The sequence below is a fragment of the Stenotrophomonas sp. Y6 genome (assembly GCF_022436665.1).
Classification (GTDB): Bacteria; Pseudomonadota; Gammaproteobacteria; order Xanthomonadales; family Xanthomonadaceae; genus Stenotrophomonas; species Stenotrophomonas acidaminiphila_A.
The window spans coordinates 495,728-512,249 of record NZ_JAKUKB010000001.1; the positions used below are offsets into that span (position 1 = coordinate 495,728).

The following is a 16,522-nucleotide window of genomic DNA, read 5'->3' on the forward strand; positions in this document are numbered from 1 at the left end:
GGACCGTTGTCTGATCATGGTGGGCCGTGAAGGATTCGAACCTTCGACCAAAAGATTAAAAGTCTTCTGCTCTACCGACTGAGCTAACGGCCCAAACAAAGACCCGGCATGGCGCCGGGGTGGGCATTCTAGCGCAAAATGCCTGAAAACAGAATGCGCGAGCGGACGTTGCGCAGCGCCGGCGGCCGGCATGACGCCGCCCGATCGCGCCGCGGGGACGCTCAGGCGTAGTGGGTCGGATCGGGCAGACCGGCGGCGGCAAAACCGTCAGCGCGCAGCCGGCAGGCGTCGCAATGACCACAGGCGCGCCCCTGCGCGTCGGCGCGGTAGCAGGACACCGTCAACCCGAAATCCACGCCCAGGCGTGCGCCTTCGCTGGCGATCTGCGCCTTGCTCAGGTACTGCAGCGGCGCGTGGACGCGGATGCCCGCGCCTTCCACCCCGGCCTTGGTCGCCAGGTTGGCCAGCGCCTGGAAGGCGGCGACGAACGCGGGGCGGCAATCCGGGTAGCCGGAGTAATCGACCGCGTTGACGCCGCAGAAGATGTCGTTGGCGCCCAGCACCTCGGCCCAGCCCAGCGCAAGCGAAAGCATGATGGTGTTGCGCGCAGGCACGTAGGTGACCGGGATGCCCTCGCCACCGGCGTCGGGCACGTCGATGTCGTCGGTCAGGGCCGAGCCGCCGATGCTGCGCAGGTCGACATCCACCACCTTGTGCGCGGCCACGCCCAGCGCCTGCGCCACGCGCGCGGCGGCATCCAGCTCGGAGGTATGGCGCTGGCCGTAACGCACACTGAGCGCATGCACGGTGAAGCCCTGTTCCTGGGCCATGGCGACGACGGCGGCCGAATCCATGCCGCCGGAAAGAAGCACGACTGCCTTCTTCATGGAGTGATAGTCCGGTTGGGGGAAGGAACGCCAGCACGCTGTCCCGCGCCGGTACGCAAGTGGGAACGAAGCGCGCGGCTACCTGCCCGGCTCGTCGTTCCAGAGGATCTTGTGCAGCTGCATCTGGAAGCGCACCGGCAGGCGGTCGGCGACGATCCAGTCGGCCAGCTCGCGCGCGCCGAGCCGGTCCTTGCAGGGCGAGAACAGCACCATGCAGCGCTCGTGCAGGCGCTGCGCGGCAACCATGTCCCGGGCCCAGTCGTAGTCGGCGCGGTCGCACAGCACGAACTTGAGCTGGTCGCGCGCGGTCAGCAGCGGCAGGTTCTCCAGCCGGTTGCGCGGCATCTCGCCCGACCCGGGCGTCTTCAGATCGACCACGCGCGACACCCGCGGATCGACGCCGCCGATGTCCAGCGCGCCCGAGGTCTCCAGCGAAACCTCCAGGCCGGCGTCGCACAGCGCGCGCAGCAGCACCAGGCAGCGCTTCTGCGCCAGCGGCTCGCCGCCGGTCACGCAGACATGGCGCACGCCGTGGCCGCGCACCTCGGCGACGATGTCGTCGATATCGCGCCACTGCCCGCCGTGGAAGGCGTATTCGGTATCGCAGTAGCCGCAGCGCAGCGGGCAGCCGGTCAGGCGCACGAACACGGTCGGCCAGCCGGCAGTGTCGGCCTCGCCCTGCAGGGACAGGAAGATCTCGGTGATCTTCAGCCGCGGCAGCGGCGACTGCACGATCTCGCTGGGCGTGGCGGCGGCGCTGGAAAGGGAAACGGCGGTCATGGCGGGAACTTCTGGAGGGGCGGATGGCGTCGGCCATGCCGTAAACGACGGCAGCCGGGCATGGCCCGGCTCCCTGGAAACACTGCCGCCCGGACTCAGCGGATCTGCTGGCCGAGCCGGATCGACTGCAGGCGGTCCTGCGCGGTGCGCGCGGCGTCGCTGCCCGGGAACCGGGTCACGACCTGCGCCAGCGTCTGCTCGGCCTTGGCCGCATCGCCCTGGCCGAACTGCGACAGGCCCAGCTTCAACAGGCCGCCGGCGGCCTTGTCATGGGTCGGATAGCGCGCGACCAGGTCACGGAACTGCGCCTCGGCCAGCTGGAAATTGCGGGTGGCGTAGTAACTCTCGCCCAGCCAATACAGCGCATTGGGGGCGTAGACACCACTGGGATACTGCTCCAGGAACCCCTGGAAAAGACGCGCCGATTCGTCGTATCGGCCGGCCTTGAGCGCGTCGAAAGCCACGTTGTAGGCGCTGCGCTCGTCACCGGCAGCGGCCACCGCGCCGGCATCACCCCGCACGGTGGGCGGCTTTTCCGCCGCCGTCGGGTTGCCCGCCGAAGGCGTCGGCGCAACCGGCGCCGTCGCCGGCGCGGCACCACCTTCCAGGCGGTTCAGGCGCCCGTCCAGGTCCAGGTACTGGTCCCGGCTGCGCTGCTTGAGCTGTTCATTCTCGTGCTGGAGCTGCTCGACCGTTGCCTGCAGCGCCTGCATCCCGCTGCGCAACTGCTGCAGCTGGTTGAGCATGTCGGTGTTGGCCTGGTTGTTCTGGACCTGCTGCTCGAGTGCGCCGACGCGGTCGGCCAGGCTCTGCCGCTGCGCATGAGCGGGTGCGGCAGCCACGAGGGCTGCCGCAACCACGAGCATCATCGCCTTGATGCCGGTACGCATCGATTACTGCGCGGTGTAGACGATTTCGACGCGACGGTTCTGCGACCAGCAGGACTCGGCCGACTCGGTGCAGACCGGACGCTCTTCGCCGTAGGACACGACGGTCAGCTGCGAAGCCGAACCACCGTTGGCCTGCAGCGCCGAGTTCACGGCATTGCCACGACGCTCGCCCAGGGCCTGGTTGTAGGCGCGGCTGCCGCGCTCGTCGGTGTGGCCCTGCAGGGTGATGCGCGAGGACGGACGGTCACGCAGGTACTTGGCATGGCAGGCCATGATGGCCTGGAACTCGGACTTCACTTCTTCCTTGTCGAAGTCGAAGTAGACCACGCGCTGGCGCAGGCAGGCGTCGGTGTCCAGATCGCCCGGGCCGTACAGGCCGGAGGTCGACGGACCGGTCGACGGGGTGGTCGGGGTGGTGTCGACCGGCGGCTGGGCCGGCTGTTCCTTCACCTTCTTCGAGCAGCCGGCCAGCGCGGCAACCGACAGAAGCGAAACAAGCAGAACGCGAGTGGACTTGTTCATGGCGATACCTAAAGGCTCCTGAGCCAATGATGGGGTTTAATGCGGATGGGATATTAACATTTTATCAACGCGCGGTGCGGTACGGACCCCATGCGGGCTCGCGCACATCACCGTCCGCCAGGACCAGGCGCTGGCGGACCCGCGCGTCGGCCGAAACGGCATACAGCACTCCACGGCCACCCTCGCGGGCGGCATACAACACCATGCTCGCGTTCGGCGCGAAGCTGGGCGATTCGTCCAGCGAGCCCGGCGACAGCGTGCTCCAGCGCGGCGAACCCAGGCTGCTGTCCATCAGCGCGATCCGGTAGCTGTTGCCGCTGCCCTGTGCCATGGCCAGCTTCTTGCCGTCATAGGACACGGACACCTTGGCGTTGTAATTGCCCTGAAAGGTCACGCGGCTGGCGCTGCCGCCGGACGCCGGCACCTGGTAGATCTGCGGGCGGCCACCGCGGTCGGAGGTGAAATAGATGGTGTTGCCGTCGGCGCTCCAGGTCGGCTCGGTGTCGATGGCGAAGTGGTTGGTCAGCTGGGTCAGCTGCTTGCTGCCCAGGTCCATCACGTAGATCTCCGGGTTGCCGCTGCGCGACAGGGTCAGCGCCAGGCGGCGGCCGTCCGGCGAGAACGCCGGTGCGCTGTTGATGCCGCGGAAGCTGGCGACCAGGTCGCGCGCGCCGGTGGAGATGTTCTGGACGTAGATGGCCGAGTTGCCGCGCTCGAAGCTGACATAGGCCAGGCGGTTGCCGTCCGGGCTCCACGACGGCGACAGCAGCGGTTCGGCCGAGCGCACGATGGTCTGCGGGTTGTAGCCGTCGGCATCGGCCACCATCAGCGCATAGCGCATGGCGTCGCCGCGGCCGCTGGCGGTGACGTAGGCGATGCGGGTCCAGAAGGCGCCGCGCACGCCGGTGATCTTCTCGTAGATGGCGTCGGCCATCTGGTGGGCGACGTCGCGCATCGCGTTGGAGCGGGCGGTCATCGCCAGGCCGAGCATGCGCTCGCCCTTGGCCACGTCGAACAGCTCGTACTCGACGCGGTAGGCGCCCGCACCGGCGTCGAGCACGCGGCCGACGACCAGGTAGTCCTGCTTGAGCGCGCGCCAGGTCGGGTACTGCACCTCGCTGCCGCGGGTCGGGCGCTGCACGATCTGCGCCTCGGGCAGGGTGCGGAACTGGCCGGAACGGTCCAGGTCCGAGCGCACCACCGCGGCGACATCGGTGGCCGGCGCCGCGGCGCTGCCCTGGTACGGCATCGGCACCACGGTGATCGGCAGGGCCGACGCGTTGCCGCCGATGATGTCGATCTCCAGCCCCCGTTGCTGTGCCATCGCCACCAGGGGCAACAACAGTACGGTCAGGGCGGCCAGCCAGCGAAGCGGTTTCTTCATGGGGTGCTCAACGATGGATGAACAGGGGGAAAGGGATAGCAGCAGGCGGATGAACATTTTCGCAATCGTGAACGAAAATCCCGTGAAATCCATCCCCGTCGATGGGCAAGCGCGCCGCCAAGGGTGCCGGGGGCCGCGTGAAGCCCCCGCGATTCAGCGGTCCTGCGCCTCGAACGTGAAGTTCAGCGTGCGCTGGAACACCGACTCGAAACCGCGGTACGGCAGCGGCTGGGCGCGCAGCACCGCGGCCTCCACCGAACGCCGGCCGGCGTCGTCATAGGGGCAACCGGCGGCGAACTGCACGTCGACCACCTCGCCGCCGGGCAGCTGGCGGATGGTCAGCCGGCAGCGCTGGCCGCGCGGGATCGTGTCCGGGCGCACCCACTGGTTGAGCACCGCCTGTTGGATCGCCGCGGCGTACCTGGCGGTCAGGTCGGTGCTGGTGCCGCCCTGCCCCGGCGAGGCCTGCGGCGTGCCGCTGGCCGGCGAGGCGCTGGACGCGGCCGCCTGCGCGCGGGCGCGGGCATCAGCCACCTGGCGCTGGCGCTGCTCGGCGAGCTTGAGCTCGCGCTCGGCCTGCTCGCGCTTGCGGCGGATCTCGGCGATCTTCTGCTGGCGCTCCTGCTCGGCCTTGGCCTCGTTGGCCTTGCGCTGTTCCTCGGCCAGTTTCTTCTGGCGGTCGGTTTCTTCCTGCTGTTTGGCCAGCCGCAGCTTCTGCTCGGCCTCCTCCACGCGCTTGCGCTCGGTCAGGTCGATCTGCTCCTGGCGGCGCTTGGCTTCCTGCTCCTGGCGGGCCTTCTCCTGGGAGATGGCCAGCGCGCTGACCCGCTCCTGGTCGACGGTGTCCGGCTGCGCGATGCGCTCCTGGGCATTGTGCTGCTGCGGGGTGGGCGCGTCCTGCGGCCGCGGCTCGGGGATCGGCTGCGGCGGCGGGACGGTGTCTTCCGGGACCGGCTGGGGCTGCGCGTCCGGCGCCGGCTCGGGCGGCGGCGGCAGTTTCTCCGACGCGCGCAGGGCGCTGCGCGCGGCCGCGGCTTCGGCCGCCGACAGCTGCAGGCTGGCCTCCACCACCGGGTCGCCGGCGGCGGCCTCGGTGCTGCGCGACGGCGACCACACCCAGGCGATGATGAACACCAGCGCGACCAGCACGTGCACCAGCAACGCCAGTACGACGGGCATGCCCCATTCGTTGCCGGGGTCGCGCGGCGGCGGCAGAGCGTCAGCGTGCATCGGTCGCCAGGCCCACCTTCTCGATCTTCGCCGCCTTGATCACGTCCATCGCCGCGACGACCTTTTCATAGGCCACCGCGCGGTCGGCGGCGACGATCACGCGCAGGCCCTTGTCCTGCGCGGCCATCGCGCCGAGCTGCGCCTGCAGCGTGGCCGCGTCGATGCGCTCGGGGCTCTTGGCATCGGGCAGCTTCAGGCTGAGCTGGCCATCGCCCAGCACCGAGACGATGACCGGGTCCTGCTTGCCTTCCAGCGCCTTGGCGTTGGAGGTGGGCAGGTCGACCTCGAAACTGAGCGTCAACAGCGGCGCGGTCACCATGAAGATGATCAGCAGCACCAGCATCACGTCGATGTACGGCACGACGTTGATCTCGGATTTGAGCTTGCGGCGCTTGCGCCGGGAAATGCCGGAAATCATGGACGGTTCCTGTGCGGGCTGGTGCGCGTGGCGCGCATCATTCGTCGGCGCCGGACTGGCGCTGCAGGATCGAGCTGAACTCCTCGGCGAAGGTCTCGTAGCGCACCGACAGCCGTTCCACGCGGGTGGTGAAGCGGTTGTAGGCCCAGGTCGCCGGAATCGCCACGAACAGGCCGATGGCGGTGGCGAACAGCGCCTCGGAAATGCCCGGCGCGACCGAGGCGATGCCGGCCTGCTCGCCGCTGCTGATCATGTCGTGCATGGTCACCATGATGCCGAACACGGTACCGACCAGGCCCACGTAGGGGGCATTGGAGCCGATATTGGCCAGCAGCTCGAGATTGCGCTCCAGGCCGTCGACCTCGCGGGCGAAGGTGGTGCGCATGGCGCGCTGGGTGCCTTCCAGCTGGGTACGGCTGTCCAGCCCGCGGCGGCCGTTCAGGCGGCTGTACTCGCGGAAGCCGGACTCGAAGATCGCCTCCAGCCCGTCCACCGAGCGGTTGCGGTCGGCGGCCGCGGCATACAGCTTGGCCAGGTCGGCGCCGGACCAGAACCGGTTCTCGAAGTCGTCGGCGGCGCGGTCGGCGGCCTTGAACACGCGCGCCTTGCGGAAAATGATCACCCAGCTGATGAACGAGCCGGCCAGCAGCAGCAGCACGATCAGCTTGACCGGGATGCTGGCCTTGAGCATCAGGTCCAGGTAGTTGATGCCGCCATGGCTGGCGCCGGCCACGGTCTGCGCCGCGGCGGCGCTGACATCCGCCGGCAGCGCCTCGGTCACGGTGGCCTGCAGGGCCAGAAGCAAAGCGATCATCCGATGTTCCTCAGTCTTGCGCGTGTTGGGTTTCGAATTGTTTGAGCGTGGCGTACAGCGTGTCGTCCATGGCCTGCGGGCGGAAATCGCGGGCGCCGACCGCCGCCAGCCGCACCTGCGCGGTCACCAGCGGCTGGCCGTCGCGCAGCACCGCCTGGCGCATCACCAGGCTGGCGCGGCGGCACTGCAGCAGTTCCACCGTGGTTTCCAGCGCGTCGTCCAGCCGCGCCGGCCTGAGGAAATCCAGGGCCATCGCGCGGACCACGAACACCTGCCCGTCGCCGCTGCGCATGGCTTCCTGGCCATAGCCCATCGCCCGCATCCACTCGGTGCGCGCACGTTCCATGAAGGCCACGTAGCGCGCGTGGTAGACCACGCCGCCGGCGTCGGTATCTTCCCAGTAGATGCGTGTCGGCCAACTGAACCGGGACTCACTCATCGTCCGGCTGCTCCATGAACAGGTCGGCCGGCGCCGTGCGCGGTTTCAGGCCCATGTGCCGGTAGGCCTTGTGGGTGGCCATGCGGCCGCGCGCGGTACGCACTAGGAAGCCCTGCTGGATCAGGTAGGGCTCGACCACGTCCTCGAGCGTGCCGCGTTCCTCGGACAGCGCCGCGGCCAGCGATTCGATGCCGACCGGGCCACCGTCGAAGTACTCCACGAGGGTGCGCAGCAGGCGCCGGTCCAGCTCGTCGAAACCTTCCGGGTCGACCTTGAGCATCTGCATTGCCGCCTGCGCCACGGCCTGGTCGATATGGCCGCCGGCCTTGACCTGGGCATAGTCGCGCACGCGCCGCAGCAGCCGGTTGGCGATGCGCGGGGTGCCGCGCGAGCGGCGCGCGATCTCGCCGGCGCCCTCGGCGCTGCAGTCGATGCCGAGGATCGTCGCCGAGCGGCGCACGATGCGGGTCAGCTCATCGGCCGAGTAGAACTCCAGCCGCTGCACGATGCCGAAGCGGTCGCGCAGCGGCGCGGTCAGCAGGCCGGCACGGGTGGTGGCGCCGATCAGGGTGAACGGCGGCAGGTCGAGCTTGATCGAGCGCGCGGCCGGGCCCTCGCCGATCATGATGTCGATCTGGAAGTCCTCCATCGCCGGGTACAGCACTTCCTCGACCACCGGCGACAGGCGGTGGATCTCGTCCACGAACAGCACGTCGTACGGCTGCAGGTTGGTCAGCAGCGCGGCCAGGTCGCCGCCCTTCTCGATCACCGGGCCGGACGTCACCCGCAGCCCCACCCCCAGCTCGTTGGCGATCACGTGGCTCAGGGTGGTCTTGCCCAGCCCCGGAGGGCCGAAGATCAGCACGTGGTCCAGCGCCTCGCGGCGCGACTTGGCCGCCTGGATGTAGATGTCCAGCTGTTCGCGCACCGGCGCCTGGCCGAGGTAGTCGGCCAGGCGGCGCGGGCGGATGCTGGCGTCGGCGGCGTCGTCCTCGCGGGTGGCGCCGGCGGCGATGATGCGGTTGTCGGTCATGGGGACCAGGGGCCGGAGGCCGGAGGCCGGGAAAAGGCGGACAAGCGTTCGGGCATGTTCATCAACGGCGATTGTAGGCACAAGCGGCCAGGACTGCCCGTATTTTCCGGGCCCTGGCCGCAGGCCGCGCGCCCATCAGATCTCCACCTGCGCGCCCAGTTCCACCAGCCGGTTGCCGGGGATGCGGAAGAAGTTGCTGGCCGGGGCGGCGTTGCGGTGCATGAAGGCGAACAGCTTGTCGCGCCACACCGGCATGCCGCGGTTGGCGGTGGCGACGATGGTCTCGCGGCTGGCGAAGAACGTGGTGTCCATCGGGTCGAAGTAGACCCCGCCGTGGTCGCACGAGCGCATCAGCGCCAACGGCACGTCCGGTGTCTCCATGAAGCCGAAACGGACCTGGATGCGGTAGAACTCGTCGCCGACCGGCTCGATCTTCAGCCGCTGGCCGGCCGCCGCGTACGGCACCGGCAGGGTCTCCACGTGCAGGAACACGTTGCGCTCGTGCAGCACCTTGTTGTGCTTGAGGTTGTGCATCAGCGCGTGCGGCACCACGGTCGGGTCGGCGGTCAGGAACACCGCCGTGCCCGGCACCCGCACCGGCGGCGCCAGCATCAGCCCGGGCAGGAAGCTGTCGATGCGGATGCCGTCCTTGCGTACCTCGTCGCGCAGCAGTTCGCGGCCGCGGCGCCAGGTGCGCATCATGGTGAACAGCGCGATGCCCAGCACCACCGGGAACCAGGCGCCCTGCATCAGCTTGGCGCCATTGGCGACGACGAAGCCCAGGTCGATGACGAAGAACACCGCGCACAGCGCGACGATGCCATGGCGCGCGCGCGGCCACAGGGTGCGCGCCACCAGCGCCAGCAGCAGGGTGTCGATCAGCATCGTCCCGGAGACCGAGATGCCGTAGGCCACGGCCAGGTTGCTGGAGCTGCGGAACGCCAGCACCAGCCCGAACACCATCAGCGCCAGCCCCCAGTTGATGCCGGGGATGTAGATCTGGCCGATGGTGTCGTGCGAGGTATGCAGGATGCGCATGCGCGGGATGTAACCCAGCTGCATGGCCTGGCGCGCGACCGAGAACGCGCCGGTGATCACCGACTGGCTGGCGATCACCGCGGCCATGGTCGCCAGGATGATCATCGGGTACAGCGCCCACTCCGGCACCGCCTCGAAGAACGGGTTGGCCACCGCGTCCGGCCGCTGCAGCACCAGCGCGCCCTGCCCCAGGTAGTTCAGCATCAGGCACGGCAGCACGAAGAAATACCAGGCGTGGCGGATCGGCGGCGCGCCGAAGTGGCCCATGTCCGCGTACAGCGCCTCGCCACCGGTCACCGCCAGCACCACCGCGCCGAGGATGAACACGCCGTGCCAGCCGTGCTCCAGGAAGAAGCGCACCGCCCACCACGGATTGAACGCCTTGAGCACTTCGGGCGCGGCGATCACGTTCCAGATGCCGACCGCGGCCAGCGCCAGGAACCAGGTCAGCATCACCGGGCCGAACACCTTGCCCACCTTCTCGGTGCCGAAGCGCTGCGCGGCGAACAGGATGGCCAGCACCACAAGGGCGATCGGCACCACGAACCGGCCGAGCCCCGGCGCGGCCACCTCCAGGCCCTCGACCGCGCCCAGCACCGAGATCGCCGGGGTGATCACGCCGTCGCCGAAGAACAGCGACGCACCGAAGATGCCGAGGATGCCGACCACGTAGGCCGAGCGCGAGCCGTTGCGCAGGGTGCGCTGGGCCAGCGCCATCAGCGCCATGATGCCGCCCTCGCCATCGTTGTCGGCGCGCATGATGATGGTCACGTACTTGAGCGTGACCACCATGATCAGCGCCCAGAACGCCAGCGACAGCACGCCCAGCACGGTGTCGTGGTCGCTGGTGAGCCCGTAGTGCGGCGAGAACGCCTCCTTGAGCGTGTACAGCGGGCTGGTGCCGATGTCGCCGAACACGACGCCGATGGCGCCGACGATCAGCGCCAGGCCGGCGGCGGTGCCGGGCTTGCCGGGGTGGTCCGGGGTGGCGGGCTGGGAAGCAGCGTGGGACATGGTGGTTTCGGTCGCCCGGTAATGAAGGGGAGTGGGGTCAGCGCAGCGCCGATTGCAGCGCCTTGCGGATCACCATGGCGACATCGTCGCCGTCGGTTGCCGCGTCACGCGCCATCTTCGCCGCCTCGGCCGGCTTGTAGCCCAGCTGCTGCAGGGCCACGGTCGCCTCGGACACCGGGTCGGTGGCCAGCGGCCCGGCCACCGGCGCGCCGCCGCCGGCAAAGTCGGCGGCCTTGTCGCGCAGTTCCACGATCATGCGCTCGGCGGTCTTCTTGCCGATGCCGGGAATGCGGGTCAGCGCGGTGATGTCACCGGCCTGGATCAGCCGGCCGAACTCATCCACGCTGGCGCCGGACAGCACCGCCAGCGCGATCTTCGCGCCGATGCCGGTGACCTTCTGCACGTCGCGGAACAGGCGCCGCTCGCCCTCGCGCAGGAAGCCGTACAGCGACACGCTGTCCTCCTTCTGCGCGTAGTGGGTGAACAGCACCACCTCGCGGCCGATGTCGGGCAGATCGTAGAAGGTGCTCATCGGCGCCTCCAGCTCATAGCCGACGCCGCCCACGTCGATCACCAGCCACGGCGGGGCCTTGTGCGCCAGGATGCCACGCAGGCGACCGATCACGGCAACGCCCTCCGCGAACCGGGGGCCAGGGGCCGGAGCCCGCGGCATGCACCAGCATGGCCAACAAAAACCGTCATTTGCGACTCCAGGCAGAGCGCACGTCCACGCCCAGCCGTCCGGCCGTGGCGCGCACGTGCGCATGGGTGATGGCCACGGCCAGCGCGTCGGCGGCGTCGGCCTGCAACCTGCCCTGCAGGCCCAGCATCAACCCGACCATGTGCTGCACCTGCTGTTTCTCGGCACCGCCGCGGCCCACCACCGCCAGCTTGATCTCGGTGGCAGCGTACTCGCTGACCGGCAGGTCGCGCAGCACCACCGCGCACAGCGCCGCGCCGCGCGCCTGGCCGAGCTTGAGCGCCGAATCGGCGTTCTTGGCCATGAACACCCTTTCGATGGCCACTTCCTGCGGCCGGTACTCGTCGATCAGCGCATGCACCCCGTGCACCAGCCGCTTCAGGCGCTGGGCGAAATCGGCCGCGCCCAGCAGTACCAGCGGCTGGTGGTGGACATGGCGCGCGCGGCCGCCGGCATCGATTTCGATGATGCCGATGCCGGTGCGCTGCGAGCCGGGGTCGATGCCGAGGATGCGGGTCATTGCCATGGCGGCCGGAAGGAGGAAACGGCGGCCATCTTCGCCGGCCGCCGTCTCACGTGACGGGACGCGGGCGCGCCGTCAGACCCGCTCCAGCCCGGCCTGGTCGACGTTGGAGTACACGTCCTGCACGTCGTCCAGGTCCTCGAGCATGTCCAGCAGCTTCTTCACCTGCAGCGCGGTATCGCCGGCCACGGCAATGTCGTTGTCGGCGCGGAAGGTGATCTCGGCGTGGTCAGGCGCCAGCCCGGCCGCCTCCATCGCCGCCTTCACCTGCTGGAAATTCTCCGGCGCGGTGACCACGTCGATCGAGCCGTCGTCCGGGTACACGACGATATCGTCGGCGCCGGCGTCGATGGCCGCCTCGGTGATGCGGCTTTCAAACGCGGCTGCATCGCCGGCGTCCGGCGCGTAGGTCAGCACGCCCAGGCGCTTGAACATGAACGCCACCGAGCCTTCGGTGCCCATGTTGCCGCCGCACTTGGAAAACGCATGGCGCACGTCGGCCACGGTGCGCACGCGGTTGTCGGTGAGGCAGTCGACGATGACCGCCACGCCGCCCGGGGCGTAGCCCTCGTAGCGCACTTCCTCGTACTCGACGCCTTCCAGTTCGCCGGTGGCCTTCTTGATGGCGCGCTCGATCACGTCCTTGGACATGTTCGCGGCCAGGCCCTTGTCCATGGCCACGCGCAGCCGCGGGTTGTTGTTGGGGTCGCCTCCACCGCCGCGCGCGGCCACGCCGATCTCGCGGATGATCTTGGTGAAAATCTTGCCGCGCTTCGCGTCCGACGCGTTCTTGCGGGCTTCGATGGAGGGACCTCTACCCATGGGGATCTACCGTACATCTGTAGGGAACAAGAGGCGGATTCTACCCGATCCCCGCAGGCAGCCCCGTCAGGCCGCCCGCTGCCCGGCGGCCGCGCCGAAGCGCCCATGGCGCAGGAACGTGGCGACCAGCGCCGCCACCCGCGGCGACAACACCAGCCCGCTGTGGCTCGCCGCCACCACGCAGTGGTCGGCCAGGCCCGGCAGGCGGGTTTCGGCCAGCGCCACGGTGCCGTCGGAATCGCCGTGCAGCGCGCCCATCAGCGCGCCCAGCCCATGCGGCACGCTGCCGGCCACCAGCCCGACCTGTGCCCGCCCGTGCCAGGCCGGCAGGCCGTGCTGCAACAGGCCGCCGCTGCGTCCCAGCGCCACCGCCCAGCCATGCCCGGCCAGCGCACGCGCGGTTTCGCTGCCACACAGCGGCGAGCCCACGCAGACCACCCGCGGCACGTCCAGTTCGGGTGCCTGGCGCAGCGCTTCGAGCGCGACCAGCCCGCCGAGGCTGTGGCCGACCAGCGACACCGGGCCCTGCCCGCGCAACCGCTCGATCAGCGACGGCACCGCCACGTCGGGCCCGCCGAACACGCTGGGATAGCCGAACACGCCGACCTGGAACCCGCGCGCGCGCAGCCGCCAGGCCAGCGGCCCCACCCACGCCCGCGCGTTCCAGATGCCGTGCAGCACGATCACGCGGGACTTGTCTGCGGACACGGTACTCATGCCGCCAGTGTCCCGCATCGCTGCGGCGGACGTCATCACCCGGCATCGACGCATGGTGCGCGGAACACCCCGGCACGGGGCGCTCCGCGCACGGCGGCGCCTCAGTGCAGCCGGTACTCGAACTGCACCGCCACCTCCCGGCCCACCGGGCTGTAGACCTCGTAGAAGTACGGGAAGCTGCTGTTGGTCTCGTCGTGCGGGTGCAGGCTGTTGAACACGTTGTTGACGTACAGCTTCAGCGCCGCCTTGTCGGTGATCTGCCGGCCGACGTTGGCATTCCACAGGAAGTGCACGCCGGTGCGCCCGACCCCGCCGTACTTGGGCAGGCTGCCGTAGCGGGTACCGAACACGCCGGCCGACCAGTCGCCCAGCCGCCAGTCCACGCCGGTGGTGATGCGGCTGCGGAAATCCAGGTTGTCCGGGTCGTCGCGCCAGTCCTCCTGGACCGGGTCGGTGGCCTGCACCTGACGTTCGGATGCCAGCGTGTGCGACCAGTTCAGGCGCAGGTTGTAGCGCCCCAGCCGCGCCGTCTGCAGGCGCCAGTTGACCCCGGCGTCGATGCCGGCCACGCGCCGGTACGACTGGTTGATCGGCAGCGAGCGGATCTCGGTGACGCGGCCGATCGCCTGGCCCTCCTCCGGGGTGCGCGTGACCAGGCTGGTGATCAGCTGGCAGTAGCCCGAGTCGGCGGCGAGGTCGAAGGGCTGGCCGTTGAGCTTGCGCCCGGTGCGGCAACCGGCCTCGCCCTCGAGGATGGCGGCGTTGGAAAGACGCTCGAGCGCGCCGTTCAACTCGATGTTCCAGTAGTCGGCGTTGACCGACAGGCCGTCGGCGATGTCCCACACGAAGCCGGCGCTCCACGACTTGCCGGTTTCCTCCTCCAGGGCCGGATCACCGCGGGTGACCGAGAACATGGAATAGCTGTAGCCCGAGCACCCCGGGTTGGCGCCGCCGGCGATGCAGCGCCACGGATCGACGCTGTTGCCGTAACTGCCGCTGCCCTCGCTGAACACCCAGTGCATGTCCGGCGCCTTGAAGCTGGTGGCGTGGCTGGCGCGCACCAGCAACGCGTCGAACGGGCGCCACTCCAGCCCGGCGTTCCAGGTCTTGGCGTCGTTGACGTCGGTGATGTCGTCGTACTTGTCGAAGCGGCCCGCCAGGCTCGCCTTCAGCGTGTCCACGATGGGGATGCTGAACTCGATGCCGGCGGCGTAGCGGTCGCGCTCGCCGCCGCCGTTGGTCCCGGTCAGGTTGTACAGCTGCACCACGCCGGGCTGCACCCGCGGGTCGCTGTCCAGGTCGTAGCCCTGGCGGCTGGCCTCCAGCACGACCGCCATCCCCAGCGGCCCCGCCGGCAGCGGGAACAGGTCGCCGGTGAGCACGAAGCTGCCGGTGCTCACCCACGACCGGGCCTCGTAGCGGGCCAGGGTGGAAATCGAGGCATATTCGTCCGGCGTCAGCGGCCGCAGCCAGCGCTCCAGGTTCAGCTGGTGGATCGGCACGCCCTTGGACGTGGTGCCCAGTTGCGGGCCGAAGAAGAAATCGTTGACCAGGTTGCCGACCATGCGCCGGCGGGTGCGCTCGAAGTCGTACTCGGCGCGGCTCAGGGTGGCGTCCCAGTCGAAGCGTTCGGCCAGGCGCCCACGCAGGCCGATGGCCAGGTCCACCGAACGCTCCTTGTAGTGCTGGTTCATCGCCGCCACGCCGCCCAGGTCCACCGGCGACAGATAGCGGGCCGGCGCGATCACGCTGCCGAACTGCGGATCGTAGAAGTCACCGCGGCGCCCCACGCCGTCGGTATGCGGCCCGGTGATGCTCTCGAAGCCGCCGAGCGATTCGGCCCTGGAATCCCACACCTGCAGCGACGCCCAGCCCTGCAGCGCGCTGTTGAAATCGTAGGTGCCGAACACATAGGCGGCGGCCTCTTCCTTGCCCTTGCTCAGGTGCACGTAACGTTCGTCGTTCCAGCTGCCGCACGCATTGCCCAGCGTCTGTACGTTGCCACTGCTGATGCGGCGGTAGGTCCAGTCGAGGAACTCGCCGCCCCACTTCTGGCAGGTGCCGTCCGGCAGCGCGATCAGCGGATTGCTGCTGCTGGTGCCACCGCGGCGGATGCGCAGCATGGACGTCGGCTCGGGGCCGATGCGCGGATCCGCCGCCGGGTTCCGGCGCAGGTCCCAATCGTCGCGCTGGAAGCCATAGAGCAGCTCCTGTTCGTAGTACTGCAATGCGTAGGTCACGCTCCAGTCGTCGCCGCTGCGACCACCGGTCCACTGCAGGTCGGCGCGATCGCGGCCGCCCATGGTGCTGGTACCGCCGCGCAGCTTGAAGACGTCGCCCTCGTAGCCCCGCTTGAGCACCACGTTGACCACGCCGGACACGGCATCGGCGCCGTAGATGGCGGATGCGCCGCCGGCCAGCACCTCGATGCGCTCGACCGCACCGGAGGGGATGTTGCCGAAGTTCTGGAAGTTGCTGCGGCCGCCATAGGGAAACGGATAGTCGGCGGCACGACGGCCATCGATCAGCAACAGCGAACGCCCCGGCCCGAGGCCGCGCAGGTTGAGCGGGTGCGCGTTGGCGGAAAAGCCCCCGGACAGCTCCGTCTCCACCGCGCCGCCGGCCATGACCAGGGTCTCCAGCGCCTCGAACACGGTGGCGTGGCCTTCGTTCTCGATCTGCTGGGCCGAGATCACCATCACCGGCGAAGGGCCTTCCACCTCGGCGCGCTTGATCCGCGAGCCGGTGACCTGCACCGCCGCCAGTTCCTGGGTGTCGGCGGGTTTGGCCGCCGCGGCCGGCGGCGACGGCCGCGGCGCCGCGGCGGGTGCCGGCGCGCGCGCGAGCGTGATCACGCCCCCGCGGGTGCTGCGGTGGACCAGCCCGGTCCCGGCCAGCAGCCGGTCCAGTGCCTGCTGCACGGTGTACTGGCCGCTCAGCGCCGGCGTGGTGTGGCCGCGGACCAGGTCCGGCGGCACCATGATCTGCACGCCGGCGGTTTCGGCCAGGCGGTTGAGCGCGTCGCCCAGCGGCTGGCTGGCGACGGCGAACTGGTGCGTGGCCGCCGGCTGCGCGAAGGAGGCCGGCGCCATGCCCAGCAGCGAGAGGCCCAGTGCCGTGGCCAGCGCGCTGGCGACGATGGTGCGGCCGGGGCGGTTCGACGCCCGTGCGGTATTTCTCATCTATGGTTTCCCCCAAGCGATGTCGGATGGCGGCCTGTGCCAGGCTCCCCTCTTCGCAGACGCAGCGCGATGCGCATACCTCACCCGGCCACCGCACGGTTGCGCGGGTGCCGCGCCAGCGCTTACCGT

At 69.6% G+C, this 16,522-nt stretch carries 16 protein-coding genes and 1 tRNA gene; all 17 read right to left on the reverse strand.

Going from position 1 to position 16,522, the window contains the following annotated elements:
• Positions 1-17: 17 nt before the first annotated feature.
• The 17 genes from MKP15_RS02240 to MKP15_RS02320 all read right to left on the reverse strand — a co-directional run bounded on the left by MKP15_RS02240 (position 18) and on the right by MKP15_RS02320 (position 16,393).
• Positions 18-93: transfer RNA gene (locus MKP15_RS02240), tRNA-Lys, on the reverse strand.
• Between the two features lie 128 nt (positions 94-221).
• The gene (gene queC / locus MKP15_RS02245) at positions 222-887 is read right to left on the reverse strand and encodes a 7-cyano-7-deazaguanine synthase QueC (RefSeq protein WP_104938292.1); all 666 of its coding nucleotides are present in this window, start codon (positions 885-887) and stop codon (positions 222-224) included.
• A 78-nt stretch (positions 888-965) separates the two neighbouring features.
• A complete protein-coding gene (gene queE / locus MKP15_RS02250; protein WP_104938291.1) occupies positions 966-1,667 on the reverse strand; it encodes a 7-carboxy-7-deazaguanine synthase QueE in 702 nt (233 codons plus the stop codon).
• Positions 1,668-1,762: 95 nt separating this feature from the next.
• A complete protein-coding gene (gene ybgF / locus MKP15_RS02255) occupies positions 1,763-2,557 on the reverse strand; it encodes a tol-pal system protein YbgF (protein ID WP_161615274.1) in 795 nt (264 codons plus the stop codon).
• Positions 2,558-2,560: 3 nt separating this feature from the next.
• Positions 2,561-3,079 carry a peptidoglycan-associated lipoprotein Pal gene (pal, locus tag MKP15_RS02260; protein ID WP_054663937.1) on the reverse strand — a complete coding sequence of 173 codons (519 nt, stop codon included), beginning with the start codon at positions 3,077-3,079 and terminating at the stop codon, positions 2,561-2,563.
• A gap of 64 nt (positions 3,080-3,143) precedes the next feature.
• On the reverse strand, positions 3,144-4,463 hold the full coding sequence (tolB, locus tag MKP15_RS02265; protein ID WP_104938289.1) for a Tol-Pal system beta propeller repeat protein TolB: 1,320 nt from the start codon (positions 4,461-4,463) through the stop codon (positions 3,144-3,146).
• Positions 4,464-4,616: 153 nt separating this feature from the next.
• Positions 4,617-5,693, reverse strand: a complete 1,077-nt coding sequence (gene tolA / locus MKP15_RS02270; protein WP_240211649.1) for a cell envelope integrity protein TolA — start codon at positions 5,691-5,693, stop codon at positions 4,617-4,619.
• Positions 5,683-6,111 carry a protein TolR gene (tolR, locus tag MKP15_RS02275; RefSeq protein ID WP_240211650.1) on the reverse strand — a complete coding sequence of 143 codons (429 nt, stop codon included), beginning with the start codon at positions 6,109-6,111 and terminating at the stop codon, positions 5,683-5,685. The genes tolA and tolR overlap by 11 nt, the downstream gene beginning before the upstream one ends.
• Before the next feature lie 37 nt (positions 6,112-6,148).
• Positions 6,149-6,925 (reverse strand): protein TolQ, encoded by a 777-nt coding sequence (gene tolQ, locus MKP15_RS02280; protein ID WP_104938286.1) that lies wholly within the window; start codon positions 6,923-6,925, stop codon positions 6,149-6,151.
• Between the two features lie 10 nt (positions 6,926-6,935).
• On the reverse strand, positions 6,936-7,364 hold the full coding sequence (gene ybgC, locus MKP15_RS02285) for a tol-pal system-associated acyl-CoA thioesterase (RefSeq protein ID WP_104938285.1): 429 nt from the start codon (positions 7,362-7,364) through the stop codon (positions 6,936-6,938).
• The gene (gene ruvB / locus MKP15_RS02290) at positions 7,357-8,397 is read right to left on the reverse strand and encodes a Holliday junction branch migration DNA helicase RuvB (RefSeq protein ID WP_240211651.1); all 1,041 of its coding nucleotides are present in this window, start codon (positions 8,395-8,397) and stop codon (positions 7,357-7,359) included. Before ruvB ends, ybgC begins: the two co-directional genes overlap by 8 nt.
• Before the next feature lie 135 nt (positions 8,398-8,532).
• Complete coding sequence (locus MKP15_RS02295) at positions 8,533-10,383, reverse strand: potassium transporter Kup (protein WP_240211716.1); 1,851 nt, start codon at positions 10,381-10,383, stop codon at positions 8,533-8,535.
• Positions 10,384-10,486: 103 nt separating this feature from the next.
• A complete protein-coding gene (gene ruvA, locus MKP15_RS02300) occupies positions 10,487-11,074 on the reverse strand; it encodes a Holliday junction branch migration protein RuvA (protein WP_104938283.1) in 588 nt (195 codons plus the stop codon).
• A 73-nt stretch (positions 11,075-11,147) separates the two neighbouring features.
• On the reverse strand, positions 11,148-11,669 hold the full coding sequence (ruvC, locus tag MKP15_RS02305; RefSeq protein WP_104938282.1) for a crossover junction endodeoxyribonuclease RuvC: 522 nt from the start codon (positions 11,667-11,669) through the stop codon (positions 11,148-11,150).
• Between the two features lie 78 nt (positions 11,670-11,747).
• Positions 11,748-12,494 (reverse strand): YebC/PmpR family DNA-binding transcriptional regulator, encoded by a 747-nt coding sequence (locus MKP15_RS02310; RefSeq protein WP_240211652.1) that lies wholly within the window; start codon positions 12,492-12,494, stop codon positions 11,748-11,750.
• Positions 12,495-12,560: 66 nt separating this feature from the next.
• A complete protein-coding gene (locus MKP15_RS02315) occupies positions 12,561-13,211 on the reverse strand; it encodes a cobalamin adenosyltransferase (RefSeq protein WP_104938280.1) in 651 nt (216 codons plus the stop codon).
• A 101-nt stretch (positions 13,212-13,312) separates the two neighbouring features.
• The gene (locus MKP15_RS02320) at positions 13,313-16,393 is read right to left on the reverse strand and encodes a TonB-dependent receptor (RefSeq protein WP_240211653.1); all 3,081 of its coding nucleotides are present in this window, start codon (positions 16,391-16,393) and stop codon (positions 13,313-13,315) included.
• Positions 16,394-16,522: the final 129 nt, after the last annotated feature.